Here is a 26,882-nt window from a genome sequence, read left to right as displayed (position 1 = left end):
GCCTACCCTCGAACAAAAAGAAGGCGCTTCTCGCAAGGAGAAGCGCCTCAAACATGATCAACAAACTAAGCGAGTTTAGAACTCGAAAGTATTACTAAGCGTAAACGTAGTGGGCTCAGGAATACGGTATGCCGCGGGAGATCCGTCGGGCTGTACCGTGATCGGTATCAGATCCTTGGTGGCAAACGCATTTCTGAGGTTTAACTGGATCTTCCAATCCACAGAATCATTCCGTATGGAGGTTTGGTAACCAATCCACAAGTCGACTGCATCTTCCGAAGGACCATAGTACTTGTTGTCTACATCGTATCCATCTTCGGTGTCATTGAGGGCAAAACCAGTTACGCTCTTGTCCTGCCAACGGTAACCGAATCCTACGTTCGTTCCTTCGAACTTGCCGTCCTGGAAGGCGTAGTTCGTTACCATGTTGAAGCTCCATGGACGAAGTTCAGGCACCTCGGATCCATTAAGAGCAAGCGCTAGCTGGTAAGGAGGAAGCACTTGGTTTTCGTAGTCGGTACGCACTGTTCCACCAGCGTTTGGAGTCAAGACCCAGTTGCCGCCACCCCAGATGCGCATGTCACCCATCGGCCCTTGCAAGGCTTCGTAGCGAGACTCGATCCAGTCCGTGTAGGCTGCTGCCAAAGAGAGGCGCTTGGCCGAGGTTTTGGAAGCGTTGATGGAGATGTTGAGCCCGTCAATTGGGTTCATGTTAAGTTCGTACTCGGTACCCTTGGAGAGAGTATCACCTGTCACGGCTACGGAGTTCATACTCCAGCTACCGCCACCTGTGGCGTAGTCGTTCATACCCCATGCCGCGAGGAACTCAGCTGGCAATTGGTTTGCATACCAATCTTCCACAGCTGCTGCCTGGATCGCGTAACCGGCGTCGATTGCTTCCTGAGTGTATCCAAGAGATGAATCGCTAGGATCAACTAGGAACTCGTCAGAAGGCTGCCAACGGAGGATGTTGCCAGCTCCGTAAGCGGAGGCGGCAGAAGTGGTGCCGTAGTTTTCTCCGGCTGGCCAATTCCCCGTGTTGTTGAGCAAGTTGTAGGCTGCTGCTTGACCCCATGCCTCACCGGCACCGATGTAGTACGCTCCGCCCAATTCACCAGCGAGAGTATCATTGGTAACCGAGGTTTCGTATTTATTGATCTTGAGGTTGAACTTACCGTCGAAGGCAGAAACGCTGATTCCGTAGTCCTTGGTTTCCCCTGTTGGAGATGGGATAGGCTGACCGAGAATATCGCGGCGACCTGCGTCTGGGCGGAAGTTTGAGCTCTCATTGTAGAAAGCGGACAACTGTATGCCCCAAGGGAGCTTTTCTGCCAGGGACTGCGGCAAGTGGGCAACCAAGCTGTAGGTTCTGGTTTGGCCCTCTACTTCGTCCGTGTATGCTCCGTCCAAGCCGGTAACGATACCGTCTAACTTTACTGCGGCACCTGAATTCGCGTTCACATCCACGTCCTTGCGCCAACCGAACATCGGAACGATGTCGCCGCCAAACAGGTAACCCTGCCATACAAATACATCGGAAGTAATGTCTTCTTCGTACTCAAGGAGCTGGGTGAGCGGACGAGTTGCGTCCGTATAGTCAGAGGAGTTCGGATTGACGATCGGCAGGTCGTAGGTGACGTAGCTTTGGGTGGTTGTATCCCACTGGATAACCGATGTGCTCTCAGCTTCTTGGATCGCGGTGAGCCGACTGAGGTAGAGTCCCGAAGCCGAGCTCAATCCGCGCAAGTCTGAGCCAAGGTACGTGATGGTGGTGGCATCGCGAGAAGCCTGACCAACCGAGCTCCCGGCAGTCGGAGCGTATCCGCTACCTACATACCAGTTATTCCAGCTCTTGGTAACCTCATTGATAGTCTGATCGGTTCGGCTGTAAGTAAAAGTATGGCTTCCGAGAATTTTTGCTAGCCCGGAATCTGGCTCTAGTACGTCATTGAAATCAAGTTCGCCAAAAGCCGTGAAGCGCCAGTTTTCGCGCTGGCGAGCAGTACTGCCGCTGCCGGCAGAGCCACCACCGCCTACCACCATCGGGCGGCCGACGTTGGGGTTGGGAGATCCGTCTATCAAGGTCTCCATGATGTCGACCGTGATAGTCGCCGCATCGTAGGCGAGGAAGTTCTTATAATCCCAGCTGGTATCCTGATAGTCGTAAACCAATTCCAAGCCAACTTTGTTGTCTAAGAAGGTCTGACCAACCTTGACGTTGTAGGCTTCGAACTCGCTGTTGTTCTGACGGTTTTCGCCTTCGATCAAGTTGTTGTAGAAATCGAAAATCGAAGCATCCGTTAGCGACTTGTTTTTGTAAGGGCTGATAACGGATCCAGGAAGGCCAAGATTCTTGCCAACCTGGTTGTAGTTGAGAATGCCCTTGTAGGATCCGTTGGAAGTGTCGTTAAGGCTAGAATCCGAAACGGCAGGATAATTCTGTGGAGCCGCGGGAAATGCGAAGCTCTGCGTGCTATCGCTGGCTGAGTCGAAAACGACCACATTACCATCATAGATTCTTCCCCCTGCAGCCCCTACCCACGGGCTGTAGCGATCGGTTCCCAGCGTGGTAACCTGATTACTGTCCTGCCATGCATAGGTCGCCTGATCCATTTCCTCGAACCAAGGAGTGATGGCGTCCTGAGGCGGAGTTAGTCGAGGATTGATGCCCTCGATATCGCCCGTTTCGAAATTGGCAGTGATACTTGTGTTAGCAGAATCGGAGTCGAAAAGTTCGGGCTCCCAGCGCATCGCCAAAAAGATACGTTCGTCCTTACGGAAAGCGGGATCTTGGCGATATTTCTTGTCGTCCAACAAAGCCGAGAAACGAACAGCAAGCACATCCTCGATCACTTCGCGATTCATGTCCAAAGATACGCGATAGGAATCAAAAGAACCAATATCGATGCCGACCTTGTTGGAATCGTCGAAGTTGGCAGTGTTCGTAGTGTTATTGATGATACCCGCAGGAGAGCCGATACCAAAAAGGATGGAATTCGCGCCACGTTGCAGGTCGATGCGATCGGTGTTGTAGGAATCCCAAGGAATGTCCGTCAGGAAGTAGTCGCGAAGGTTATCGGCAGAGGCGAGTCCACGTACCCGAGTATTGGAGACAGGAGAAGTGTGCTCACCATCGTTGAGCATTGCTCCGTCGCCCAAGCCTGCGAAGTTACCGCCTTGTCCTGCGACTTCGGTTCCAGTGGTATAGACCAATAGGTCTTCCGAATTGTTAGAACCAGTGTCTTGGAGGAACTTTCCGGTCACCACGGAGATAGCCGAACCGACGTCTTTCAAGTTAGTGCGCAAGCGAGTTCCCGCCAAGGTACTGGTTGCGCGGTATCCTTCCTCTTCCGCGCCTTCTACCGTAAAGGGCGAAAGCTCGAATACCTGTTCTTCCTCTGTGTCATCTTGGGCATAACCCAAGGGGGAAACCAAGAGCCAAGCACCCAGCGCTAAAGCGCCAGTGGCCACTCTCGGGAGTGTGTTTTGGTGTAGTTTTGTAGTATGCTTCATATGGGTATGATAGAAAACTAGGTGTGGTCACAAACAGACGGACCAACAAGTGAGGAGTTTCCCGAAGCCTCCGCCCTACTACCCTTCAAGAAACCCGACAAAAACTGATCTAATTAAAGACCAATTGACAGGATGGGGGTAGGAACGGACGAACTCGAAAGGACAAGCGCCTCAGAGAAGTCTGGTAGTTTGTGGTGTGGGTTAGCGTATCAACTTAGCTCGCAACAACGACGAGCAAGCCGAAGGGTAGTAGAAATCAGCAGCAAAAGCGAAGGTAGGCAGCAAAGATCTAAGGGATGAAGGGGGTGTTTGGAGTTGAGTACCTTGGGGAAGAAGATGCGATTTTAGGGCAAAAAGGCAGGCAATGATATGAGAATTAGAGTAATTTTATTTCGAATAAATGCAACAAATCCGTGGTTATACCTTATGAACGACATGCGATTTCAAGTACTTCAAGCTGCTAATTATTAGCACTTTAACGATAAACCAAAAATAATCTCCAGTTGCCCGAATCGTAAGCAACAATACCTGTAAAGAGAATCGAACTACAATTTTCCGGATAAATATTTACGCTTCGACCGAAAGGACTTTTTCGCGTATCCAAACAACTCTAGATAAGACCGGGACCTTACGTATCCGGTAACCGCCTACGGCAAACGTTGCAAAGAAAACTTCGCCTGATGGGAAAAAGATGTCCCCCATCAAAAACGTTTTTTTGGCACCTATGTTTGCGGTGCTGGTCTAGCAACAGAGCGATAAAACCAACTATGAAATTATCAAAAGCTCTATTTGCACTAGTCGCAGCAGGACTCGTCGGGACACTTTCCGCGAGCCCCTTTTACGTGGCGGGAGGCGTTTACTCCGCTAGCGTCGAGGAATCATTCGATGCTGTTTCCGACTTAGATTTGGACGACAACGACACTGTCCCTGCTTTATTTTTCGGGGTCAGTTTTATGGACCACTTTGCGGTGGAAGCCGGATATTACGACCTCGGCAGCTACTCGAGCCAACTGGACAACGAAGTGATCACCGCTGATTCAGAGGCCCTCGCAGTCAACGTCGTGGGTTCCTTCAAAGTGGTCAAACTCTTCGACCTATACGGCAAATTTGGACTCGCCCACGTCACGAGCGATTTGGAGTTTAACTCCGACACCATCGAGGCCTTCGACGATTCTTCGACTGATCCCTACTACGGCGTGGGAGCCAATCTTAACGTCGGGCAAAACATAGATATCTACGCGGAATACGTCAGGTTCGCATCCGACCTGGAAGTCGATCTTGGTGGAGTCGGCATCCGTTTCCACTTCTAGGAGTCGGACCAAAAGTTTCATCTCAGCCGTTTCACCTCATCCCGAACTAGCGGTGTGGCGAAACGGCTTTTTGCGTAACCCCCAAAAGGCATGACAGCCCATTGCCAAAAAAACAGGGACCCGTAGGCCCAAAAAAAGCTAGCTCCCATCCCCCCAGACGGAAGCTAGCATACAGATCAAAACAGAAACAGATCTGAAATAAAATTTGGAATCGAAACTCACGTAGTCGAAACCACGCCAAGGTAGGAACATGGGACTGCCCGAACAGGTCGGACAGACGCAAACGCCCACTCTCACCGTCAAATGCGCCCTAATAGAAAAGAACCCGCCAAGATTTTTCAGAAAGATAGAAATAAACTGAGTCCAAGGGCGTCAAAAGCGTGGAATAACTCGGTATGCAGGCGGGTCAGGAATTGTGACACCATAAAATCCGAAGTGAGACAGAGCTTCCCGCGGCTACCTATTAAACCGGTCCACCAAAACTGGTTTCCAACTTACCACCAACCACTTACACACATTTCAACACTTTGGCAGAACCACTGCTTTGCAATTTAACTAAATCACACACCGGTACTCCTTCGTCGTACCAAAAACCCAACACTGGAGATAATCATGAAACGTTTCTATCCAATCACCATAGCCATGGCTTGGGCAGCGTCCTCGATGCTCGCAGTCGGATGCGCAAAGTCCCTCGAGCTAAACGTCGACAGCCAAGCCATCGACAGAAGCGAGCACTTCGCTCCCCACAGCTATGCAAACATGCTGCAAAAGGCTACTCCCTCAGTGGTCTCCGTCCATACCGCCCGCATCGTAAAGGTCGCCCGCGGTGGATCGACTCCGCAAGACGAGTTTCTGCGTAGATTTTTCGGAGTTCCCACTCCCCGCTACGAACAGCAATCCGAACCGCAGGAGCAGCTTCAGCCGCAAGGTATCGGTTCCGGAGTTATTGTTAGCGAAGACGGCTACATCATTACCAACAACCACGTAGTAAGCGACCAACGCGGCGATACGGCGGACGAAATTCTCGTGCAGCTTAGCGACGGCACTGAGCTTGAAGCCGAAATCATCGGCAACGACCCGCTCACAGACGTAGCCATCATCAAAGTAGAGGCCAAAGACCTGCCCGCAATTACTATTGCCGACAGCGACAACATCGCAGTGGGCGACGTCGTCTTTGCTATCGGTAACCCAATGGAAGTGGGACTCACCGTAACGCAGGGAATCGTCTCCGCCACCAACCGCTCCATCGGGATTTACGGCGACCGAGGCTACGAGAGCTTCATCCAAACAGACGCCTCGATTAACCCGGGGAATTCTGGTGGAGCCCTCATCGATTCCCAAGGAAGACTGGTGGGGATCAATTCCGCGATCATCTCTCGCAGCGGCGGTAACATCGGGATCGGCTTCGCCATTCCATCAAATCTAGCCATCAGCATTTCGCAGCAATTGGCTGACTCAGGAGAGGTCCGCCGCGGCTTCTTGGGAGTGAGCATCGCGGACGTTACTCCTGACATCGCCGAGGCTTTCGGAATGGAGAATACCAAAGGCGTACTCATAAACGATGTGGAAGAAGACTCGGCGGCGGATGCCGGAGGATTGGAACGAGGAGATATCGTTACCGCCGTGGACGGGAAAACCGTCGAGTCGGCCAACCAATTCCGTATCCGGATCGGACACACGGCTCCCGAAACAACGATCGAATTGCAGCTCCTCCGTGACGGAGAACCGATGACTCTAGAGCTAGAGGTCGGTAGCGCCAGCGGTCGACTAGCCATGGGAGCAAACGAACTTCTAGACGGAGTTGAAGTCTCGACCGTTGATGAGGAAGCCAGCCAAAGCTATCGAATCCCCAGCAACGTGGAAGGGCTCGTCATTTCAAGCGTTTCAGCTGAGTCACCCTATGCACGTAGCCTAATCGAAGGAACGGTGATCATCGAAATCAACGACCGAAAAGTGGAAACCGTTTCCGATGCGCGTGAGGCCATAAAAAGCGGCGTAAACAAACTTTTCGTCTACAGCAGAGGCCGCACGGGATACCTCGCCCTGAGAGTCGAATAGACCGTCTGGAGGACGTAAAACGCTTTCAACGGCTGCGGGTAACCGCAGCCGTTTTTTCGTTGTACCACATTTTACACGGAGAGCCTTGCCCTTTGCGCGGCACTCGGAAAACTACGGGAGACCATTAAGCAAGCACTGCAACCCCTCCCCCTGATGCGTTTTACCTCCCTCCTCGCTACCAGCCTCCTAATCGCTTCCTCACTCATTCCCAAACTCGCCGCGGCGACAGCGACAAGCAATCCGAACGGGGAGATGATGGAGATCCCAATCGTCGAACTCTCAAGCGATCAACGCCAACAAGAGAGAGAGGCCATCATTTGTTCGGATCAAGGGAAAGCCCTTTGGACCCAGCACAATCTCCGTATCCAAAATTTTGGCCCCGACTATCGAGTCTTTCAAGATACGGAGTACGACGAGAATGCATTCGACGAGCAGCAACTTCTATTGGTCAAAAACGAAAAGAGCCAAATCCGAGTCGAAGTCCTAGCCACACGGGTCGGCTACATGCCCGAAGTCACCTTAGACAGCATCGATGGTAATTTTCGCGCCTACCTAAAAGACCTGAAGGTCAAAAAGCTAGAGACGGGACGTAAGAAATTTGGCGATTTAGAATGGAATACATACACCTTCCGTAGTCGCTATTCCAACAAGACCGCCTTGGACCAAAGGTACCAGACCTACCGAAACGGCTACCTCTACACCCTCTACTTCTGGTCTTTCAAAGGAGAAAGTAACCACGAGGAAATCAAAGCGGAATCCGAACGAATCGCTTCGAAGATAGAATTTGCCGACGAGAATCGTTTCACCTACGTCGAAGGCCTGAAAGCGGTTGAAACCTTGGCTAATCCGAGCCTCGGCATTTCGCTGGACCTGAAGGACCAACGACTCGCGATCGGAGAAGAAGTATCCACCGAAAATGACGCTCATTGGTTTTGCTTCAGCCCTACCGACGCCATGCTTGTTACCTTCAACCCGATTTTGCTCGGCCCCAACAAGCTAAGCATGAACGAGGTAGTGCGCGGATTCGAGGTCGCCATCGGGGGTAACTTCAGCTCCGACCGGGAGAAGAAGCAAAGAAGTTTCAAAGTCGGCGACTACACCTGCAAAGAATTCGCCGGTCCCTGGACAAACGAAGAAGGTCAGGTAGCCCAAGTAGTCATACGCATCATAAAGGGGCAAAAGAGCGCCCTGCTCCTCAATACCCTCTCCTACGCTCACTCGTTGGATACAGTAAAGGAAAGGGCTGATGCCTACCTGGAAACACTCGTATTCAAAGATCCTGTAGAGCCACCTCCTACGTCCCCCGCCATCGCCGAATTCCAATCTGGATTTTATAACGGGGTTGGCGTTTTCAATTTCCAACAGGGCAATCCTAACAAGGCGACCCGTTACTTCCAAGAGAGCTACAATCTGAAGCCCGACCTCCTGGGCGTCGCCGTGAACTTAGCCCATACCCTGCTCGCTCAAGGCAAGATAGACGAAGCCTTACAAATCTGTGAAACCGAGTTGGCTAAAAACTCGGACAACCTTCGCCTCCTCTCCATCCAAGGCTCCTGCTACTTTCAGATTGGTCGCACTCAGGAAGCTATAGAGTCCTATAGGAAACTAATTTTTGAATACGGAGTCTCCGCTGACGAAACACTCAACGAGTACTACAGCCTCCTCTTTTCGCGTGGAGAAAACAAAACCCTCTACGAGGATGTTTCAAAAGCAGAGGAAATGGCAGGACAAACCCTCGCCATCCGCTACTGGAAGATCGTAGCTCTCCGCGACAATGGAAACCTAGACCAAGCGCTTGAGCTGAGTGAGGAGCTCGTATCCAACATCCCAGACAATTACCAATTTGCCGAGCTTCACGTGGACGTGCTCCTAAAAGTGCAAGAGAATGCAGCGGCTCTCGAATACTGTCACTACGCCATCGAAGAGCTTGGACTAACGCAAATGAGATACTACGAGGCTGTCTGCCACCTAGCGATGCAACGCTACGCCTCGGCAAAGGATTCTTTGGACGCCTGCCTAGCCGCTTATCCCGCCCACGCCCAAGCCATGGGACTGCTAAGCCAAATCCACACCCTTATGGGTGGGACGGATCCAAGCCTTTTCTCGAACCCGATTCCAGCGGTGCCCTATGCAGAGACGATTGACCAGCTAGAGTTGGCAGTCGATCAGGAACGCCTTTCTCGCAAGGGGGCCTACGCCGTCATGCATGGCCTCGCCTACGAATTCCACAAAAACCAACGCCAACGCAAAACACTCTACCAGCTCTTTAAGGTTCTGGACGAGGACGCCGTTCTGGAACTCAGCGAATTGGAACAGTCCTTCAATCCGAACTTCGAACGAATCTATGTCAACGAGGCTAAAGTGCTTTCCGAAGACGGAGAGGTCCTCGCCGAAGCGGATCCGTCCCAATTCTACCTGACCAACAACGAAGCGGAATCAATCGTCAGCGAAAAACGCAATTTACACATTCCCTTTCCCGGAGTCCGCAAAGGATGCCTCGTAAAGCTCGTCCTTACCTATGAGACGAACCAGCCAGTCGAAGAATTCCAATTCGCCAATCCCGTCATATCCGGAATCTTTCCGAGACGAGTAGCATTTGCTCAAGTAAACGGAGATATCGATAGCCTTAGCTACCAAAGTAATCTCGACGATTTTGTATTCGAGAAATCAGACAACAGTTTGCTCTGGTACATCCCAGAACCCAATAGCTACGATCGAGTTGAACATCAGCCGGACTCAAAACTGTTCTTGCCAACCGTGTGGATTGGTCCCGCGGAAAAGTCCTGGCAAACTTTAGGAGACACCTATTATTCGGAAATCGAATCCCAACTTACCGAAACAGATTCCCGCTGCGGAGACATCGTTAAGGACTTGGACATAGGGGATGGAAACGAGCGTCAAAAAGTAGACGCGCTCTTCAAATACATCTCCGACCAGTATACCTACAAAGCCCTCCTCTTCGGCCCTCGATCGACTCAGCCAAACCAAATCGGAAAAATCCTGACGAACCGATACGGTGATTGCAAAGACCACACCGTATTGGCCCTTCACCTACTCAGAGAAATGGGTATCGAAGCTTGGCCCGCCTTGGTCGACACCAACCGCCAAGCAATCGCGGAAGTACCCAGCCTCTACCAGTTCAATCACATGATCCTTTACGTACCGTCGATCGAAGAAAACCCGTTCATCGATCCCACGGACTACCCCAACGGGAAATCCTATCGGCCACGTTATTTAGACGATCAGATAGCGCTAATCGTCACTCCCAAGGGATCGAGTTTAAAAGTGATTGGAGGCCTCCGCCCCGAAGACAATCAGATGGAGATAAATCGGGCTGTTAAATTTACGGACACCAAGGAAATCGAAGTACACGAGAAGGTGACGGCCCACGGTCATTCGGCCGCCTTCATTCGCCAATTCCTAAGAGGAGCTCCCGACAACGAACGGATTACCATTCTGCAAAGCTATCTCCGCCTAGCCGAGCCATCCCTTTATCTTTCGAATCTTGAGGTCCAAAACTTGGATACACCCCAGCTGCCAATCGAACTCGACTACAGCTACACCGCCGACAAGAGTTTCGCTAGCGAGGGCGGCACCCTGCGCGGCCGAGCCCCTTCTACTTGGGACAATCTCGTCTTCTACAACGAACGCAGCACGGAACCTCGACGCATCCCATTCCGCATAAACTCTCCAGTCGAGATCTCCCTCCAACTCGACGTCTCTGTGCCGGAGAGCTTTCATTTCAGTCGCGACGAGCTGCTTCAGACTGTAGAAGCGAGTTCCTCCTTCGGAGCGGTAGTTCGCACCGCCCACCAAACAGGCGCTCATACAAGTTTCGACTACCAAATAACGCTTAATGGCGACACTTACGCCAGCGATCGCTACGAGGACTATATCGAACACGCGGAAAACGCCAAACGACTTTTGGCCCCAGATTTAGTTCTCTCCAAAAAACCGCTCTAGCCGTCGCTGTAGCGATCAGCCCGAAACTAACGACGCCAGAATCTTATTTCTTCCTGGAGCATCGCCACTTGGGTTTTGAGCTTCACAATCACGATAGCGACTTCCATCTCTACCGACATCTCAGATCGCACTCTCTCTGCTTGGCGGGCTAGATAGACCGCGTCCCAGTCGAACTGGTAGCCTTGCTTCTGAGTGTCACCAAGGGGCTGATACAAGCCCATCCGGTGGTATTTCAAAAAGATCCTAGTGGTCACGCCCGCCAGCTTTGCCGCCCGAGTAACGTCGTAGATCTCGTCGGTAGCTCCCGGAGCTCGCCAACGAGGGATCAAACTGTCTTCACGCTCCGAATCCATACTGCACCCTATTCCATTTACCTCCGATTGTCAGGTTTCTCGTTTAATTTCGCCCCTGGGAAACGACTTCTCATTCCCTCAAAAACCATCCTTAAAATAGCAACGCCCCCCGGCGACTAGACCGGGAGGCGAAGTTTATGTTTTTGATGTCTACTGAATTTCTATGGCTCGCTTCGCCGCCTTGGCTGCAAGCGGAAGCAACATACTCAAAACGCCGTCTTGGACTTCCGCTTTGATTCCGTCCCCATCGATGTCCACATTCAGCTCTAAGTTGAGCCGGAAGCTTCCTTCGGGACGTTCGCGGCGGAACGTTTGCCAATCCTGCGAATGAGCTGCGCTAGGGTCAGCCTCGATCGTCAGAATATTCCCGTCGAGCGTGATACGAGCGCCATCTTTAGATACTCCTGGAAGATGAACCTCCAAGCGGTATGCATTTTCTTCGGAATGAACTACGTATTTAGGTTTGCGATACACCGGGGCTTCTTCTTGCCGGTCGTTTTGCTCAGTTTTCGCTAGTTCTTTATTCATCGCGATTCCTTTCCTTAGAGGTTAGCCAATCTGAATTTTGCGTGGACGCCGCTCTTCCGCCTTGGGCAAGCTAACGTACAAGATGCCGTTCTCGAGCTTGGCGGTGACTCCTTCCACGTCGATGTCGTCCCCAACCGTGATGCTCCGGGTCATCACACTTTCGCTCGACGCATCTTCGCCCTTGTTCGTCTTATTGACTGTGATGCTGAGAACCGAGTTCTCGACCTTCAGATCGAGCTCGTTCTTGGCGACTCCCGGCAATTCAGCGGTCACATAGTAGTGGTTGTCGTCTCCGTGTACATCCAGCGGGAAGTCACGATGTCCAGCATTCACAAAACTGCCGGGCCAGAAGTCTGCAGCCCCAAATGCTCGGTTAAAAAGTCGATCCATTTCGAAAAACGGATCACTCGGCCATGATGTGCGTTTCATAAGTTTCATGATTTAATCCTCCTTCGATAGATTTAAGTTAGTACCCCCTATAGTGCATACTGGGTGCCAGAAGGCTTTGAGTTCCTTAAACACTCTTTACCAAAAACTTAAGAAATCCTAGCAAAATCCGTTTGGCACATTTTTTCTCAATCGGACGATAAGAAGCGGGACAGTGTGACACATCTCCCCCGCCACCTAAGCTGTTCCGCTGTTGCCGAACTATTCCCAAGCCCATTTCGTTCGGAAAAACGCCCCTAAGCTCTCTATGAACAAGCCAAGAACGTCCCTACTCGCTGCCATTTTTCTGGCGGTCTCCCTCATCCCGGAAAATCGAGCGCAAGGGAGCGGAGAAGAGGCCAACTCTGCCAATCCCATTTTGCCGGGCTACTACGCCGACCCTTCCATTGTCTCTTACCAAGGGAAACACTATATCTACGCAACCTTAGACCCTTGGGGCGGCGAAACACTAGGATGCTGGGAATCCGACGACTTTCAGGATTGGACCTATCGTGAACTGAATTGGCCCACAAAGGCCGCCTGCACCGGACCGACATCCATGGGAGCCATGGTCTGGGCGCCGTCTGTAGTCCAGGGTATGGACGGGCGATTCTACATGCATGTGTCCGTTGGAAGCGAGGTCTGGGTCGGAGTCGCTAGCCATCCACTCGGCCCTTGGGAAAACAGTCTGGGCGATCGTCCCATGATATCCGCAGACTTCGACAGGACCTACCACATGATCGATGCCCAAGCATTCGTCGACGGGGATGGAACTCCCTATCTTTATTGGGGATCTGGCTGGAATTGGACCAACGGGCACTGTTTCGCAGTCGAATTGACGGATAACATGGACTCCTTCGTCGGAGTACCAGTCGACATTACCCCCGAACACTATTTCGAAGCCCCCTTCATGCTAAAACGAGAAGGGCGTTACTATTTGATGTACTCTGACGGGAAGACCACAGAGGACAGCTACCAGGTTCACTACGCCATCGGCAACTCACCTCTGGGCCCTTTCGAGGAAGCGTCGAATAGTCCTATTCTGGTCAGTGACCACGAGAAGAACGTTCTGTCACCAGGACACCATTCGGTATTCGAATTTGAAGGACAGCACTACATTCTCTACCATCGCCACAACATCCCTTTCGAGCCCGTCCGTCGCCAAGTCTGCGTAGACCAGCTTGATTTCGACGACAATGGGTTGATCCGAAAAATTGACCCGAGCCACGAGGGTCCCGCTCTCTTGGTAAATCGCGCCAGCAAAAAGGGAACGCTCTCGGCGACCACGACAGCCTCCAGTCAACTTGGTCCTCACACAGAGCCCCAAAATGTCACAGACAACAACTACGCAACTCGCTGGATCGCAGGTGACAATGAAGGGATACACTGGATCCAGATGGATTTCGGTCAAGCGACGGAAATAGCCCGGCAAGAGGTCCGTCCAGAGTACGCTTGGAAGCCAACTCAGTTCCTCCTTCTCTATTCGGACGATGCGGAATCGTGGATGACGCTAGCGGACTTCACCAAAAGCCCGATCAGCGGATCTCCGATTCCGATCAACCAAACGGTGACCGCTAGATACCTCAAAATCGAGTTCCCGTCAGGTACTCCCAGCGAGGAAACCGGTTTGTTCGAGTGGTTGGTTCGCTAGCCATCCCTCGGATTAAAACCGGAGAATACCTGCTCAAGCGAATACCCTTTGCTTCAATCCACGATGCGAGCCGCCTAATATTTACGCGGCTTCAAGATTCTAAGCCGAAAGGAGCTAAGTCCACTCCCTCATATGGGGGAGATTGGTCATTAAAAATTGATACCGCCTGACACTACAGTATCTTAAACTCTCATTACCCCGTACCTCCACCCCCTTCAAAACCTTTAGAGCTACGGTTTCGTGCTCTCCAATAACCGGTATAAGCAGAATACATCATGAACCACTTCCTCCGAAAAAAACCACTGCTCACGCTCATCACAGCACTAGGCGTGGCCGTTCAAACCCTTCACTTAGGAGCCGCCGAGCTGGAATGGAAAGACCCCGAAGTTTTCCAGATTAATCGCGAAGCCCCACATGCTCACTTCACACGGTATCAGGACCAAGCAACCGCCCTCGAAAATGAGTATTTGGACTCTACCTACATTCAATCTCTGAACGGAGAATGGGATTTTCATTGGGTTTCCAAGCCCGCGGACCGTCCAATCGGCTTTGAAGCGATTGACTACGACATCTCCGACTGGACGACTATCCCAGTTCCCGCAAATTGGGAACTCGAAGGACATGGACTCCCAATCTACACGAACATTGTTTATGTCTTCCCTAAAAACCCACCTTATGTAGACGATGAATACAATCCAGTCGGCAGCTATCGGCGTGTATTCACGATCCCAGACAACTGGGATGGCAAGCGGGTCTACTTAAATTTTGGCGCAGTACGCAGCGCAATGTATGTCTGGGTAAACGGACAACGAATCGGATACAGCGAAGGGAGCAAAACCGAGGCTGAATTCGATATAACAGAGGCCCTCCAAGAGGGAGAAAACCTCCTCGCAGTAGAGGTCTACCGCTGGTCAGATGCCAGCTATATCGAAGACCAAGACTTTTGGCGTCTGAGCGGGATAGAACGCGACGTCTTCCTCTACGCTACAAATCCGGCGACCCTCACCGACTTCAGGGTCACGGCGGATTTGGGCGACAACTACCAGACTGGTAAATTCAAATCCGAACTGCTCCTAACCAACGAAAGCGAGAAAACAGCCAAACTCCAAATCGAAGGCAAGCTCTTGGATAAAAGCGGCGAAACAGCGCTCAGCTTCAAGTCACGCGTAAAGCTCTCCGCCCAAGGCGAAGCGACCGTAGACTTCTCGGATGAGATTCCCGAGGTCCGCAAATGGACCGCCGAAACGCCAGAGCTTTACACACTTCTCTTGAAAGTAACACCCGAAGGTGGCGAACCGGAGTACACCTCCACCCGAATCGGCTTTCGCAAAGTCGAAATCAAAAACAGCCAGCTCCTCGTAAACGGTCAGCCCGTTTATCTGAAGGGTGTTAACTTGCATGATCACGATCCTGTAACCGGTCACGTCGTCAGCGAAGAGCTCGTTCGATTGGACCTGCGTTTGATGAAAGAAAACAACATCAACGCCATCCGCTGCAGCCACTACCCCAAGAATCACTTCTTCTATGACCTCTGCGACGAGTACGGTTTCTACGTTGTCGATGAGGCAAACATCGAGACGCACGGTATGGGTACCACCAACCAAGGCTCCTTCGACGAATCCATCCATCCTGCTTACCTTCCCGAATGGGCAGGCACCCACTTGGATCGCGTTAAACGCATGTTTCATCGCTCGAAAAACCATCCATCCATCATCATCTGGTCACTGGGCAACGAAGCCGGAAACGGGCAGAACTTCTTCGCAACCTACGAATGGCTCAAGTCGCATGACAGCACTCGTCCCGTACAATACGAGGGAGCGACCCACTACTCGAATAGCGACCTTCAGGTCCCAATGTATCCAAGCATCAAAACTTTGGTAGACTATGTATCCAACGATCCCGCACGCCCATTCATCATGTGCGAGTACGCCCATGCCATGGGCAACAGCGTCGGTAACCTTCAAGACTATTGGGACGCAATCGAAAGCTACCCCGCTGCCCAAGGGGGGTTCATATGGGATTGGGTCGACCAAGGGATCTATGCCAAGGATGAAAACGGGCGACCCTACTGGGGCTACGGAGGAGACTTCGGAGCATCCCACCTGCAACACGACCTCAACTTCTGCTTGAATGGCATCATCGACGCGGATCGCTCACCACACCCTGCTCTGCACGAGGTTAAGAAAGTCTACCAGTACATCAAATTCCGTGACTTCTCCCCGGAGGAAAAAACGGTTACCGTTTACAACGGATATGCATTCACGGACCTAGCCGATTTCGAGATCACCTGGAAACTATCGGAGGAAGGACGCACCGTAGCGATGGGCGTACTGCCTGCTACTGATCTAGCTCCCGACGAAGAGACAACTATAGGTCTCGACCTAGACTTCAGCGAGTACGACCTGAAAGGCGAATGGCAAATCGACTTCGCAGCCACAACACGTAAGGCGACAGAACTACTCACGGCAAACCACACCTTGGCTGCTGCCCAGTTCATCGAAGGATCTTATGTCTATCCTAGTTTCAGTGAAAACGTAGATGGGCTCGACTTAGAGATCCAGAGTTCGGATACTATTACGGTCTCGAATCGCGATTTCACCGCAAGTTTTGACTCGAAAACTGGATACTTAAGCCAGCTCAAGTACGGGAACAAATCGATTCTGAAAGAGGCGCTTCGCCCGAACTTCTGGAGAGCTCCAACAGACAACGATTTTGGTTTCAAAATGCAGAAAAACTGGCGCGACTGGAAGACTGCAGGCGAAGAAGCAAAACTCGTTTCTTTCAAAACCACCCCAATAGATTCAGGTTCAGTTCAAATAGATGCGGAATACGGACTTCCAGCCGTCGATGGGAAGCTCACCATTAGCTACCTGATCAACAAACAAGGGGAAATCCTAGTTACGAACAAACTTACTGGCGTATCTAGTTCCGCGACCGACTTACCAAGATTTGGCAACAATCTAGTCCTCGAAGAATCTTTCGCTCAAGCGAAGTACTACGGCCGCGGACCTTTCGAGAATTACCAAGACCGTAACACCGCCGCTTTCTTGTCCGAATACTCGAGTGATGTAAATGACCTAGGCTTCGCCTACGCTCGCCCACAAGAAAACGGATACAGAACCGATGTGCGTTGGGTTCAATTTGTAGACAAGTCCGGTCAAGGCATCCGAGTTGACGCAATTGACAGCCCGATCGGTTTCAACGCGAGACACCAATACGATTCGGATTTTGATCCAGGCCTCGAAAAGGCTCAAAGACATATGAGCGATATCGTATACCGACCCTTGGTAAACGTGAACATTGACCACGCTCAAATGGGTGTAGGAGGAGACACAAGCTGGGGCGAACTTCCGCATGAACAATATCGCCTCGCTCCGCAGGATTACGAATACACTTATTTGCTCTCTCCTGTTCGCTAGATTCCAAGGAGCCAAAAGCACATCCAAGTAAGCGGGGAAGCACTCCATAGTCTCCCCGCACTCACTTCCCAACATACCGAACCCCTTTCTGTATGAAAAAACCCACCACCATATCACTGCTGCTTGCAGCGCTTTGCAGTCCCTACACCCCGGGAGTCTCTGCCGAAGAATCATCTTATCTTCTGACATCCTTCCGAGGCAATGGAGACGGTCTCCACCTCGCCTATTCATATGACGCAAGGGACTGGACTGACTTGGGCCAAGTCTACTTGGAGCCAGCAGTAGGCTCGAAGCTGATGCGCGACCCTCACATCTTGCTAACCGAAGATGGCACCTATCACATGGTCTGGACCTCGGGGTGGGCGGATCTAGGAATCGGATATGCCTCCTCGAAGAATCTTACAGACTGGTCAGAGCAAAAATACCTTCCCTTGATGGAGGGCGTCGAAGGAGCGCGCCAATGCTGGGCTCCAGAAATCTACTACGACAAGAAAAAGAAGTCCTACGTCATCGTTTGGTCAACTTCGGTAACCAACGATAAGACAGGGGAGACAAAATTCAGGGCTTACTACACTCAGACCAAAGATTTCGAAAAACTCAGCAAACCGAAGATCCTCTTCGATCCAGGTTTCAACAACATAGACACAACAATACTGGAGCAGGACGGGGCGTACTACGCTATCTTTAAGGAAACAGACGACCAGGAGGCCAAAAACTACGGATCCATTCATGTCGCCAAATCCAAAAGACTAACCGATCCCTACTCCCTTCTCGAAAATGTAATCTTGGACAAAGAGCAAGCCGAGGGTCCCACTGTAGTGGATACAGGCAAAGCGGTCTACGTTTACTTCGACTACTACACGCAGCACTGGTACGGGGCACGCAAATCATCAGACTGGCAAAATTGGGAAAAGCCCGAGGAAGATATTGCATTTCCCGAGGGACAACGGCACGGATCGATTTTCCAAGCTCCCGAGAGCCTCGTCCAATCCCTACTAGAGGAGGCAGCTTCTGTTGCACCTCCACCAGCCCTACAGGGCGAGTTCACAGCGGATCCCGCCATTCGCGTATTCGGTGATAAATACTATATCTACCCAACCTCAGATCGTCCTTACTGGAACACCAAGGAGTTCGCGGTCTGGTCTTCGCCAAACCTGGTCGATTGGAAGAAGGAAAACGTCTTCCTTGACCTCAGAGAAGATATCACATGGGCAGACAACAAGGCATGGGCACCAGACTGCATTGAACACAACGGAAAGTACTACTTCTACTTTTGCGGCGAACACAACATCGGTGTCGCAGTTGCCGACAGCCCGACAGGACCTTTCAAAGACGCCCTTGGGCATCCACTCGTCGACAATGAAACGATCAAAACCTTCAGCATCGATCCATACGCTTTTATTGACGATGATGGGCAACCCTATCTCTACTTCGGAAACGGAACCCCAACTGTGTATCGGTTAAACGACGACATGATTTCCTTTGAAGGAGAACACGTCGAATTTCCTCTCCGCGATTTCCGCGAAGGAATAGTCGTTTTCAAGCGAAACGGAAAGTACTACTTCATGTGGTCGATCGATGACGCAAGAAGCCCAGACTACAGAGTGGGATGGGGCGTTTCGGACTCTCCTTACGGTCCTGTCGTCAGTCCAGAAGCGGAGGAGGATTTTATAGTTTTGCGCCAAAATGGCCCCGCACAGGGTACTGCCCACCACAGCATAGTAAACGTTCCCGGAACGGATCGCTGGTATGTCGCCTATCACCGGCATGCAGTACCAGGAGGCGGTGGATACAAACGCGAGACCTGCATCGTGAAAATGGAGTTTGATGAAGAAGGAAACATACTGCCCATGGACCCGATGAAGCCTGCCTTTGAAAATGGTGACAAAGGCGAGCCCATAAATGTAAGCGAATAAACCGTCGTAAGATTTCACAACGGCCTAGGTTTGAGTTCCACTCGAATCTGGGCCGTTTTGTTTTTGAGGGAAGGATGACACCAAATACTAAGCTCAGCGTTCTCACACGGAACAATGCGTGCCCATCATTTTTGGGGCGCTTGTGAGTGTTCAATCTGCTACTCGCTTGATCGAAACCTTTTCGCCTTTAGATTTCGCTCCAAACCCACCCCTAATGAAATCCCTTCTGTTGTCTACCTACCCTAACGTTTTTAATCATGGGAAATGGCCCGACCTCTTTTCCAAATTAAGGCATGAAATCCCCAAACCAATCACACTGCTTTTCGCTGCCGCAATGAGTGTTGCCCCCGCCAACGATGCAGAGTCCGCCACGCCGAAAGCAAAAACGACCCTGCCCAACCTTTCTGGCCAAACCGCTTACCCCTTGCGGTACACTCCAGTTGGAAGTGGATTCCAGATTCACAACGGCGAAGAGACCTTTAATCGCCCGCTTTACGGCGGAAACACCGCTTTCCGGGTCGACGCCGGCGACCGCCCAGAATTCGCTTTTTACCTGCCTGGACGCGGGGGTAACGTCCGACTCGGCATATCCACTGAAAATGGCATTGGCTGGCTGCAGAACGCTCCGGATATTCTCTCCACCTATGAGCCCGGCAGCATGCGTTACCTGGTCGATTGGCCAGAGCTTTTAGGAGCAGATACAACCTTGTACGTCGAAGCGGTTCCCACTCGAGACTTAGAAGCCCTATCTCTTAAATTTACGCTTCGCGGATCCGACAAGCCGGTCGAGCTGATTTGGGCCTACGGCGGAGCAGACGGAAAAAAAGGAGTCCGCGGCGGAGATATCGGCACCGAGAGGGTACCGATCAGCGAGTGGTTTCAGCTCACGCCTGAGCGCTGCAAAAACAATGTTTTCGCACTGGATGCCAACTCCTTTTCAATGCAGGCACCCAAAGCAACCATCAAGGGCTATGGTCCCACGAATAGCAGCCTCCGATTGAGCGACTCTCAACTCTGGGACGACCCCACTTCGCTTCTCAAAAAGAAGGGACAAGAACTCGATCTCCCTGTCGTGGTCGGAAAATTCAGCATTACTCCGAACCAATCCGAGTATCTGCTCTTCCACTACACTTCTAATTCGGAAAAAGTAGCAGGGGAATCCGAACTTCAAACTTCAGACCTGCCCGAGATCTTCCGACGCGCAGAAACCCAACGGCAAGAGATCCAAGATCAAGTAGTGGTTGATACCCCCGACCCTTTTTTGAATTCCGCAGTGGCCGCTTTGAACCTAGGATCCGATGCGGTTTGGGATGAAGATCAAGGCGCCGTCATGCACGGAGCCATCGCCTGGCGGAGAAAACTCCTGGGCTGGCGGGGGCCTTATTTCGCGGACGCGTTAGGTTGGCACGACCGAGCTCGCAGCCACTTGAGCTACTGGGCTACGCAGCAAAACACCGACCCCATACCAGACCACATCTCGGGCCCCGACGAAGACAGCAACTTGGCTCGTAACGAAACCTCACTGCACTCGAACGGAGCTCTCTCGCATTCGCACTACGATATGAATCTCGTTTATATCGACACGCTTTTCCGCCACTTGCAGTGGACTGGCGATATGGAATTCGCTCGCGAAGTTTGGCCCGTAATAGAGCGGCATCTCGCTTGGGAAAGAAGATTGTTTCGCCGCACTTTCGAGAAAAATGGCCCTCCTTTGTATGAAGGCTACGCCGCGATCTGGGCCAGCGATAGCCTGCAATATCATGGAGGAGGCACCGCCCACGCCTCAGCCTACAACTATTGGCACAACCTAATGGCTGCGAAAATCGGGAGCATGCTGGGAGAGAATGTGGCTCTTTACGAAGGCGAAGCCGAGCAGATTGCCTTGGGCATGCAGCGTTACCTCTGGATGGAAGACGAGGGTATGTATGCGGAATTCAAGGACGTCATTGGAGAGCAAGGGGTCCACCGTTCTCCCGCACTTTGGTCTTTCTACCAGGTCGTAGATTCAGATCTCGGCAGCCGAGAGCAGCACAAGATGATGACGCAATTCGTAGACAGCAAGTTGCCACACCTCCCTGTCCAGGGCCCGGATGTTCCAGATGACGATGACTACTACGTTCTCTCAACAAGCAACTGGATGCCCTACACGTATTCGACAAACAATGTCATCTTCGGAGAGAATCTTCACACTGCCCTAGCCTATTGGCAGGCAGGGCGTCCCGAGGAGGCATTTCGGATTACCAAAGGTTCCATTCTGCTCAGCATGTTCATGGGCATTTGCCCCGGAAACGTAGGATCCATGACTCTACTCGACGTTTACCGCCGCGAATCCCAAAGAGATTTCGCAGACGGAGCAGGCACTTTTTCTAGAGCGTTGATCGAAGGCCTATTTGGAATTCGCCCGAACCTCTTGGACAAACAAATAACGATAGCCCCCGGGTTTCCCTCTAAATGGCAATACGCCAAGCTCGAGCACCCTGATGTTTCACTGTCTTTCTCGAGAGAAGGCTCAGTTGAGAGCTATCGCATCACATCGAAATTTGAAGGGCCGCTAAGCCTCAGCCTACAACCGAACACCGTATCCAAAATCACAGAGGCCCGCGTCAACGGGAATCAAGTTTCGCCTCAAATGTCGGCAGATGAAACAGTCCGTTTGGATATTGAGCTATTACCTCAAGCCCCCATCGAAGTCACACTAGTCGTAGAAGCATTGGACCAGTCCTCAATTTCTGGTGAGGTGCCAAAATGGAAACCAGACTTGGAGACGAAATCCTTCGCAGGGTTGGGAGCCGCCAAACAGATTCCCTCGGATAGCGAACTGGAAATGATCTCCCTCAACGGCTATTTTAACGCGAAGCTCGAAGACATTTTTAAGCCAAATTCCTACCGATCCCCTCGCCCACCTTACGTCTCCCTTTCCATGCCTTCCCAAGGCATCGGAGGCTGGGCTGGCACTTACAAGCAAACTGCCAATATCGACGCCAGCGGTCTACGCTTAGAAGCAGAAAAGAACGGAGGAATCCTAAAATTCGCAAACGGCTTTGAATTCAAGACCCCCTCCTCCACGGATTCCGACAATGTTATCTTCACGTCACAATGGGATAACTACCCGAAAGAGCTTAGCTTACCGCTTCATGGCAAAGCGAAACGTATCCTTCTTCTCATGGCAGGCTCGACCAATCAAATGCAAAGCCGATTCGAAAATGGCCAAGTGATCGTCCGCTACCAAGACGGAAGCAGCGAAACGCTCCCTCTTCAGAATCCGGAAAACTGGTGGCCGATCGACCAGGACTATTTCATCGACGATTATCAATTCTCCCGACAGCTGCCGATCCCCCCTCGCCTAGACCTAAAAACTGGAAAACTCAGGATACTCGATATCGAGTCATTCAAAGGTCAGGGAGGAAAAATTGATGGCGGAGCCGCAACGGTGTTGGACCTTGCATTGGATCCAACGAAAGAGCTGGCAACCCTCAAAATCGTAGCGTCTGCCAACGAGGTGATTATCGGACTTCTCGCAGCAACTCTAGAACGTTGAAAGCGTTGATCAACGGAAGCCCTCTTGGCCTTCCTCGTGTATGCCACCGCTCTTGGCCTGAATCTTCTCGAGAGTGTTCTCGATGCTAACGTTTGGGGCCTCAGAAACACCTTTCCAAGAGCAGGGATTGTACGCCCATTTGCAAGCGTTAAAGAGTACCTGCTGTACATCCTTGTTGTGGTAGATCGGATACGTTTCGTGTCCGGGGCGAAAATAGAAGATCTTTCCGCTTCCCCGACGCCAGCAACATCCAGAACGAAAAACTTCGCCCCCTTCGAACCATGAAATGAAAACCTGTTCCTCCGGCTCGGGAATTCCGAACGGTTCGCCGTACATTTCCGTATTTTCCAATTCGATACAAGGGCCCAAGCCTTGAGCGATGGGATGCCCGGGATTAGTCACCCAAAGTCGTTCGCGCTCACCCGCTTCCCGCCATTTGAGAGCGCATGAGGTTCCAAGCAGTCGCTTAAATACTTTGGAAAAATGGCCTGAGTGCAAAACGACGAGTCCCATCCCTTCCAGCACTCGCTGTTGTACGCGGTCGACAATTTCGTCCTGCACGTCTCCGTGAGCGCAATGCCCCCACCAAAAGAGAACGTCCGTCTCCGCAAGCCGGCTCTCCGTCAAACCGTGCTCAGGCTCCTGAAGGGTGGCGGTGGCGATTTCGAGCTCACCTGTCTCGTCGAGGGATGCCAGCCCATCTGCGATGGTCTGATGCATCCCCTGCGGGTAGATCTCTTTGACGACATCGAGCTTTTGCTCGTGGATAAATTCGTTCCAAACCAAAACCTTGATCTTCTTGCTCATGGTCCACCCACAATGAAGCCCGCCCTCCCATGTACGCGAGCATGGATTGGAAGCGGGCTACAATCAAATGGCTCGGCGTAATTCTCTAAACCGTCCCCGCCTTACGCTCTTCGAGCTCTGTCTGGATCTTCCGCATTAGCGCATCGGAAATCGCGTATTTGAGGAGAATAATCCCAGCCAGAGCCGACAAGATACCAGGGATCCAAGTGAACAAGACCGCGATTCCGTTCAGAACATCCGGCTGCGTGGCGGTCTCCTTCGAATAGTCAATCAGGTAGAGAACCCCTGTATTGAGCTGTCCCCCGATCCAAAGACCACCCTTGATGGCAAATAGAATCGTGGCAATAATAAGCCCAGTGGCCCGGCGAGAGGTTTTCCATTCTGAATAGTCCGCCACATCGGCGTACATGGAAAATACGATGACTGGCCCAGGTCCCGCGAAGAAACTAGCCAGCAAATGCAGAACAAGAATCATGTTGTAGTTAGATCCTGGAACAAAGTAGATCGCCGCGATCGATACGCCTTGGGCCAACATGAAAAAGATGTAGAGCGACCTCTTTTCGAAACGCCTCGTCAAGTATTGGGTCGGTAGAACACCTAACATGGTAGCCAAAGCCCCTGCCGACATGAAGAGAGCGGTTCGAGTGACCTCCAGTTCGAAGAACCCGAAGTTTACATTGAACAAAACCTTGCCAGCGCCTTCCACGTAGTAGCTCAGGAAATACAGCATAGCCCCGTTTCGTACCGCCACATTCGCGAGATTGAGCACGGCCGAGCTGAACAGGATGAGCCATGGGAAATTGCCCATCAAATCCTTCACATCTTCCTTAAAAGAGGAGTTCTCCTTCTTAACCGGAACGACACGTTCTTTGGTGGTGAAGAAGGTCATGAAAAAGAGGAGAACCGCCAGAAGGCCAAAGACGATCATGGCAGTCGGATAGCCACTCACCGGGTCATATCCTATTTCTTCATTATAAGTCGGCGAAGACTCGTCTCCTCCAAACAGACGAACGAGGGGCAAGGTAAAGGTATTGATCAACCAAGCTCCGGCAAACGCCATGAAAAATCGGTATTGGGAAACGCTAGTGCGTTCCTGCACGTCCGGCGTTATCACCCCCATCAAGGCACAATAGGGAATGTTCACGCCCGTATACATCATGGTGGCAAAAATGTAAGTTGCCCCGCAGTAAATAGCCTTCGCGGAATCCGATATGTCCGGAATGGTGAAAAGCAGATAGGCGCTTATTCCGTAAGGTATGGCCAAACCGAATATGTAAGGCCGATAACGTCCCCATCGTGTGTGGGTGCGATCCGCAATAGCTCCCATCATCGGGTCATTTATAGTGTCCCAAAGTTTGGCTATGAGGAATATCCAAAAGACTGCTCCGGCACTTAATCCTACCACGTCCGTGTAGAAAAAAAGCAGGAACATGTTGAAGGTCTGAAAAAGCAGATTGGAAGCAAGGTCCCCCACTCCAAATCCGAATTTCTCGAGAAATCCAAGTTTTCCGGATTCGCCTGCTGCAGGTGATACGGCGGTCGTCATAGGGGTGTCGGGCATAAGCTTGTTTGGTAAGGCTCCGTGATATCGCAAACGAAGCGACGGGGGATGGGGTTGTGGGCTTGCTCGTCGGAAGAAGGCTACAGCAAAACCTAAAGGAAACCAATGAATGGACACCAAGCTCGCAACTCGTGACCCATTCTAAATATAGAACCCAATCCTCTCCAGCCTCTCTTAGGAATCGCCGGCTGCCATCGTTTTACGTTTCCAGTCGCTGCCCCATCCTTCAACTTCGGTCATGCCGTCATTGTCAGACTCAAAGGACACAAGCTTAACACCACAAGGCGTTCGCATCGTCCATAGCTTTGAGGAGCTGCTAGACACTCAATTCGGCAACGGCATTAACGCCTTATGTTGGAAGCGGAAGCTGTCCGGAAACTTTGATGAGATCGTGAGCCGGATAGGTGAGGTCGACGAAATAACGAGCATCGACGAAGACGATCTCCTTCGCTTCGATTTGAGCGAAGCAGGAGCCATCGCCCGCGAGCAGCTTTTGCGAGATTTCAGGCTGCTTAGCCAAGCTGGTCTCGATCCATGCTTAGATTGCATCCCCTCGTACCCAAGGTCAGACTACACTGGCGTGATTCCCGTCGACGTTTACTCCTATCATGCCGATAGCGCGAACTGTGCCGCCGACACCTACTTGTGTAGCTACACAGGGGCTTCTTCCGAAGGCATCCCCTACCATCAATCAATACTGCGGGCCGAAGTACCGGAAATCAGAGCCAAGATTCTGGAAGAATATGGAAAACCGGAGGATGCGGGCTTCTCCGATTTCCTCAGGGAAAAATTCTACAACCTCCATTATCAGCCCATAAATCAAAGCGTGGTCCCTTACAGCTTCGGCTTTGGAAACCTTTGGAGAATAGCTACAGACTATCCGGGAAGCCCAGTGCCACCCTGTATCCACAGAGCACCGACAACCTCTCCGGGACAATCAAATAGGCTTCTCTTGATTTGCTAAGGACTATCCAAGGAAAACGCTTCCTGAACAAAGGATACCAAAGAGCAAAAGAAAGGCCGCCGTTTTCGCGAGTACTCCATTGAGGGCTGGTCCCGTCGTCTTATCCATCAGGGATGCCAGCTTGAGTCCGAGGGGAAAAATCAGAATCGGAATCGCATGAGCGAACTTACCCGTGGCGGAGGCGTACACAGCAATGCAAAGGAAGGCACCGACCAGTTGAACTCGATATTGAGCAGAGCCAAAATTCAACCCCCACCTTGCGATCAGCGTCATCTTATCCGCCTTCAAATCAGTTTCTCGATCTCGGTAGTTGTTCACTACCAGTATGTTGTTAGCCAACAAACCCAAAGCCAAGCCCAGCAGAACGGAACTCCAAGGAATAGCGCCAGTTACCACGTAAACGGTTCCTACCGTGGCAACGAGACCAAAGAACAGAATTACGAAAACGTCTCCAAGCCCTCGATACGCTAGTGGAAATGGCCCTCCAGTGTAGCCGTAACCAAAAAACACCGACAAGACTCCCACCACGATCAACTCCCATCCACGATAGCTAACCAGATTTAAACCAAAAAGGAAAGCTACCGCAAAAAACGCTAAAGAGACCCAAAGCATTTTCTTCGGCTCGATACGTCCGCTGGCCACCAAACGCTCCGGGCCAACACGATCAGGTGTATCCGCCCCCTTCACATGGTCGTAATAATCGTTCGCCATGTTGGTGCCGATCTGAATGAGCAAAGCAAAGACTAGGCAGACAAAAACGGGCCACCAATCAAAGAAGCCTAGGCGACTAGCTTCCGCGGTTCCCACCAAGATCGGGACCACCGCAGCAGGCAAGGTTTTAGGGCGAGCAGCCTCTATCCAGTCGGCCAACATCT

15 protein-coding genes are annotated in these 26,882 nt (G+C 51.6%); 8 read left to right on the top strand and 7 right to left on the bottom strand.

What is annotated here, in order from left to right; translation table 11 throughout:
* Positions 1–75: 75 nt before the first annotated feature.
* Positions 76–3,513, bottom strand: coding sequence for a TonB-dependent receptor plug domain-containing protein (locus H5P27_RS01695; RefSeq protein ID WP_185658649.1), 3,438 nt, complete (start codon positions 3,511–3,513; stop codon positions 76–78).
* Between the two features lie 767 nt (positions 3,514–4,280).
* Here H5P27_RS01695 and H5P27_RS01690 point away from each other — a divergent pair.
* The 3 genes from H5P27_RS01690 (at position 4,281) to H5P27_RS01680 (ending at position 10,844) form a co-directional block, all read left to right on the top strand.
* The gene (locus H5P27_RS01690) at positions 4,281–4,823 is read left to right on the top strand and encodes an outer membrane beta-barrel protein (RefSeq protein WP_185658648.1); all 543 of its coding nucleotides are present in this window, start codon (positions 4,281–4,283) and stop codon (positions 4,821–4,823) included.
* A 612-nt stretch (positions 4,824–5,435) separates the two neighbouring features.
* Positions 5,436–6,881 carry a Do family serine endopeptidase gene (locus tag H5P27_RS01685; protein WP_185658647.1) on the top strand — a complete coding sequence of 482 codons (1,446 nt, stop codon included), beginning with the start codon at positions 5,436–5,438 and terminating at the stop codon, positions 6,879–6,881.
* A 153-nt stretch (positions 6,882–7,034) separates the two neighbouring features.
* Positions 7,035–10,844 carry a DUF3857 domain-containing protein gene (locus tag H5P27_RS01680; protein ID WP_185658646.1) on the top strand — a complete coding sequence of 1,270 codons (3,810 nt, stop codon included), beginning with the start codon at positions 7,035–7,037 and terminating at the stop codon, positions 10,842–10,844.
* 26 nt (positions 10,845–10,870) lie between these two features.
* On the opposite strand, the gene H5P27_RS01675 is transcribed toward H5P27_RS01680, so the two are convergent.
* The 3 genes from H5P27_RS01675 to H5P27_RS01665 all read right to left on the bottom strand — a co-directional run bounded on the left by H5P27_RS01675 (position 10,871) and on the right by H5P27_RS01665 (position 12,154).
* The gene (locus tag H5P27_RS01675; RefSeq protein ID WP_185658645.1) at positions 10,871–11,197 is read right to left on the bottom strand and encodes a hypothetical protein; all 327 of its coding nucleotides are present in this window, start codon (positions 11,195–11,197) and stop codon (positions 10,871–10,873) included.
* A gap of 150 nt (positions 11,198–11,347) precedes the next feature.
* Positions 11,348–11,725, bottom strand: coding sequence for an Hsp20/alpha crystallin family protein (locus H5P27_RS01670; RefSeq protein WP_185658644.1), 378 nt, complete (start codon positions 11,723–11,725; stop codon positions 11,348–11,350).
* 21 nt (positions 11,726–11,746) lie between these two features.
* Positions 11,747–12,154 (bottom strand): Hsp20/alpha crystallin family protein, encoded by a 408-nt coding sequence (locus tag H5P27_RS01665; protein WP_185658643.1) that lies wholly within the window; start codon positions 12,152–12,154, stop codon positions 11,747–11,749.
* 265 nt (positions 12,155–12,419) lie between these two features.
* Here H5P27_RS01665 and H5P27_RS01660 point away from each other — a divergent pair, with 265 nt between their 5' ends.
* The 4 genes from H5P27_RS01660 (at position 12,420) to H5P27_RS01645 (ending at position 22,675) form a co-directional block, all read left to right on the top strand.
* On the top strand, positions 12,420–13,802 hold the full coding sequence (locus H5P27_RS01660; RefSeq protein WP_185658642.1) for a family 43 glycosylhydrolase: 1,383 nt from the start codon (positions 12,420–12,422) through the stop codon (positions 13,800–13,802).
* Between the two features lie 275 nt (positions 13,803–14,077).
* A complete protein-coding gene (lacZ, locus tag H5P27_RS01655) occupies positions 14,078–17,221 on the top strand; it encodes a beta-galactosidase, LacZ type (protein ID WP_185658641.1) in 3,144 nt (1,047 codons plus the stop codon).
* 92 nt (positions 17,222–17,313) lie between these two features.
* Positions 17,314–19,137 carry a glycoside hydrolase family 43 protein gene (locus H5P27_RS01650; RefSeq protein ID WP_185658640.1) on the top strand — a complete coding sequence of 608 codons (1,824 nt, stop codon included), beginning with the start codon at positions 17,314–17,316 and terminating at the stop codon, positions 19,135–19,137.
* A 214-nt stretch (positions 19,138–19,351) separates the two neighbouring features.
* A complete protein-coding gene (locus H5P27_RS01645; RefSeq protein ID WP_185658639.1) occupies positions 19,352–22,675 on the top strand; it encodes a DUF4450 domain-containing protein in 3,324 nt (1,107 codons plus the stop codon).
* A 9-nt stretch (positions 22,676–22,684) separates the two neighbouring features.
* On the opposite strand, the gene H5P27_RS01640 is transcribed toward H5P27_RS01645, so the two are convergent.
* Together H5P27_RS01640 and H5P27_RS01635 are read right to left on the bottom strand one after the other, a co-directional pair.
* Entirely contained in the window at positions 22,685–23,482 is a 798-nt protein-coding gene (locus tag H5P27_RS01640; protein WP_185658638.1) for a ThuA domain-containing protein, read from the bottom strand.
* An 85-nt stretch (positions 23,483–23,567) separates the two neighbouring features.
* Positions 23,568–25,043 carry an MFS transporter gene (locus H5P27_RS01635; RefSeq protein WP_185658637.1) on the bottom strand — a complete coding sequence of 492 codons (1,476 nt, stop codon included), beginning with the start codon at positions 25,041–25,043 and terminating at the stop codon, positions 23,568–23,570.
* Between the two features lie 238 nt (positions 25,044–25,281).
* Between H5P27_RS01635 and H5P27_RS01630 the strand changes: the two genes are divergently transcribed.
* Positions 25,282–26,007 (top strand): hypothetical protein, encoded by a 726-nt coding sequence (locus tag H5P27_RS01630; RefSeq protein ID WP_185658636.1) that lies wholly within the window; start codon positions 25,282–25,284, stop codon positions 26,005–26,007.
* A gap of 3 nt (positions 26,008–26,010) precedes the next feature.
* Here the strand turns inward: H5P27_RS01630 and H5P27_RS01625 are convergent, their stop codons facing one another.
* Complete coding sequence (locus H5P27_RS01625) at positions 26,011–26,880, bottom strand: 1,4-dihydroxy-2-naphthoate polyprenyltransferase (protein WP_185658635.1); 870 nt, start codon at positions 26,878–26,880, stop codon at positions 26,011–26,013.
* Positions 26,881–26,882 lie beyond the last annotated feature (2 nt).

The sequence above is a fragment of the Pelagicoccus albus genome (assembly GCF_014230145.1).
Classification (GTDB): Bacteria; Verrucomicrobiota; Verrucomicrobiia; order Opitutales; family Opitutaceae; genus Pelagicoccus; species Pelagicoccus albus.
This window is presented reverse-complemented; position numbering and strand designations above follow the sequence as displayed.

Coding starts and splice junctions, on each gene's coding strand:
- H5P27_RS01695 (WP_185658649.1), bottom strand. CDS start 3,513: ATGAAGCATACTACAAAACTACACCAAAACACACTCCCGAGAGTGGCC.
- H5P27_RS01690 (WP_185658648.1), top strand. CDS start 4,281: ATGAAATTATCAAAAGCTCTATTTGCACTAGTCGCAGCAGGACTCGTC.
- H5P27_RS01685 (WP_185658647.1), top strand. CDS start 5,436: ATGAAACGTTTCTATCCAATCACCATAGCCATGGCTTGGGCAGCGTCC.
- H5P27_RS01680 (WP_185658646.1), top strand. CDS start 7,035: ATGCGTTTTACCTCCCTCCTCGCTACCAGCCTCCTAATCGCTTCCTCA.
- H5P27_RS01675 (WP_185658645.1), bottom strand. CDS start 11,197: ATGGATTCGGAGCGTGAAGACAGTTTGATCCCTCGTTGGCGAGCTCCG.
- H5P27_RS01670 (WP_185658644.1), bottom strand. CDS start 11,725: ATGAATAAAGAACTAGCGAAAACTGAGCAAAACGACCGGCAAGAAGAA.
- H5P27_RS01665 (WP_185658643.1), bottom strand. CDS start 12,154: ATGAAACGCACATCATGGCCGAGTGATCCGTTTTTCGAAATGGATCGA.
- H5P27_RS01660 (WP_185658642.1), top strand. CDS start 12,420: ATGAACAAGCCAAGAACGTCCCTACTCGCTGCCATTTTTCTGGCGGTC.
- lacZ (WP_185658641.1), top strand. CDS start 14,078: ATGAACCACTTCCTCCGAAAAAAACCACTGCTCACGCTCATCACAGCA.
- H5P27_RS01650 (WP_185658640.1), top strand. CDS start 17,314: ATGAAAAAACCCACCACCATATCACTGCTGCTTGCAGCGCTTTGCAGT.
- H5P27_RS01645 (WP_185658639.1), top strand. CDS start 19,352: ATGAAATCCCTTCTGTTGTCTACCTACCCTAACGTTTTTAATCATGGG.
- H5P27_RS01640 (WP_185658638.1), bottom strand. CDS start 23,482: ATGAGCAAGAAGATCAAGGTTTTGGTTTGGAACGAATTTATCCACGAG.
- H5P27_RS01635 (WP_185658637.1), bottom strand. CDS start 25,043: ATGCCCGACACCCCTATGACGACCGCCGTATCACCTGCAGCAGGCGAA.
- H5P27_RS01630 (WP_185658636.1), top strand. CDS start 25,282: ATGCCGTCATTGTCAGACTCAAAGGACACAAGCTTAACACCACAAGGC.
- H5P27_RS01625 (WP_185658635.1), bottom strand. CDS start 26,880: ATGTTGGCCGACTGGATAGAGGCTGCTCGCCCTAAAACCTTGCCTGCT.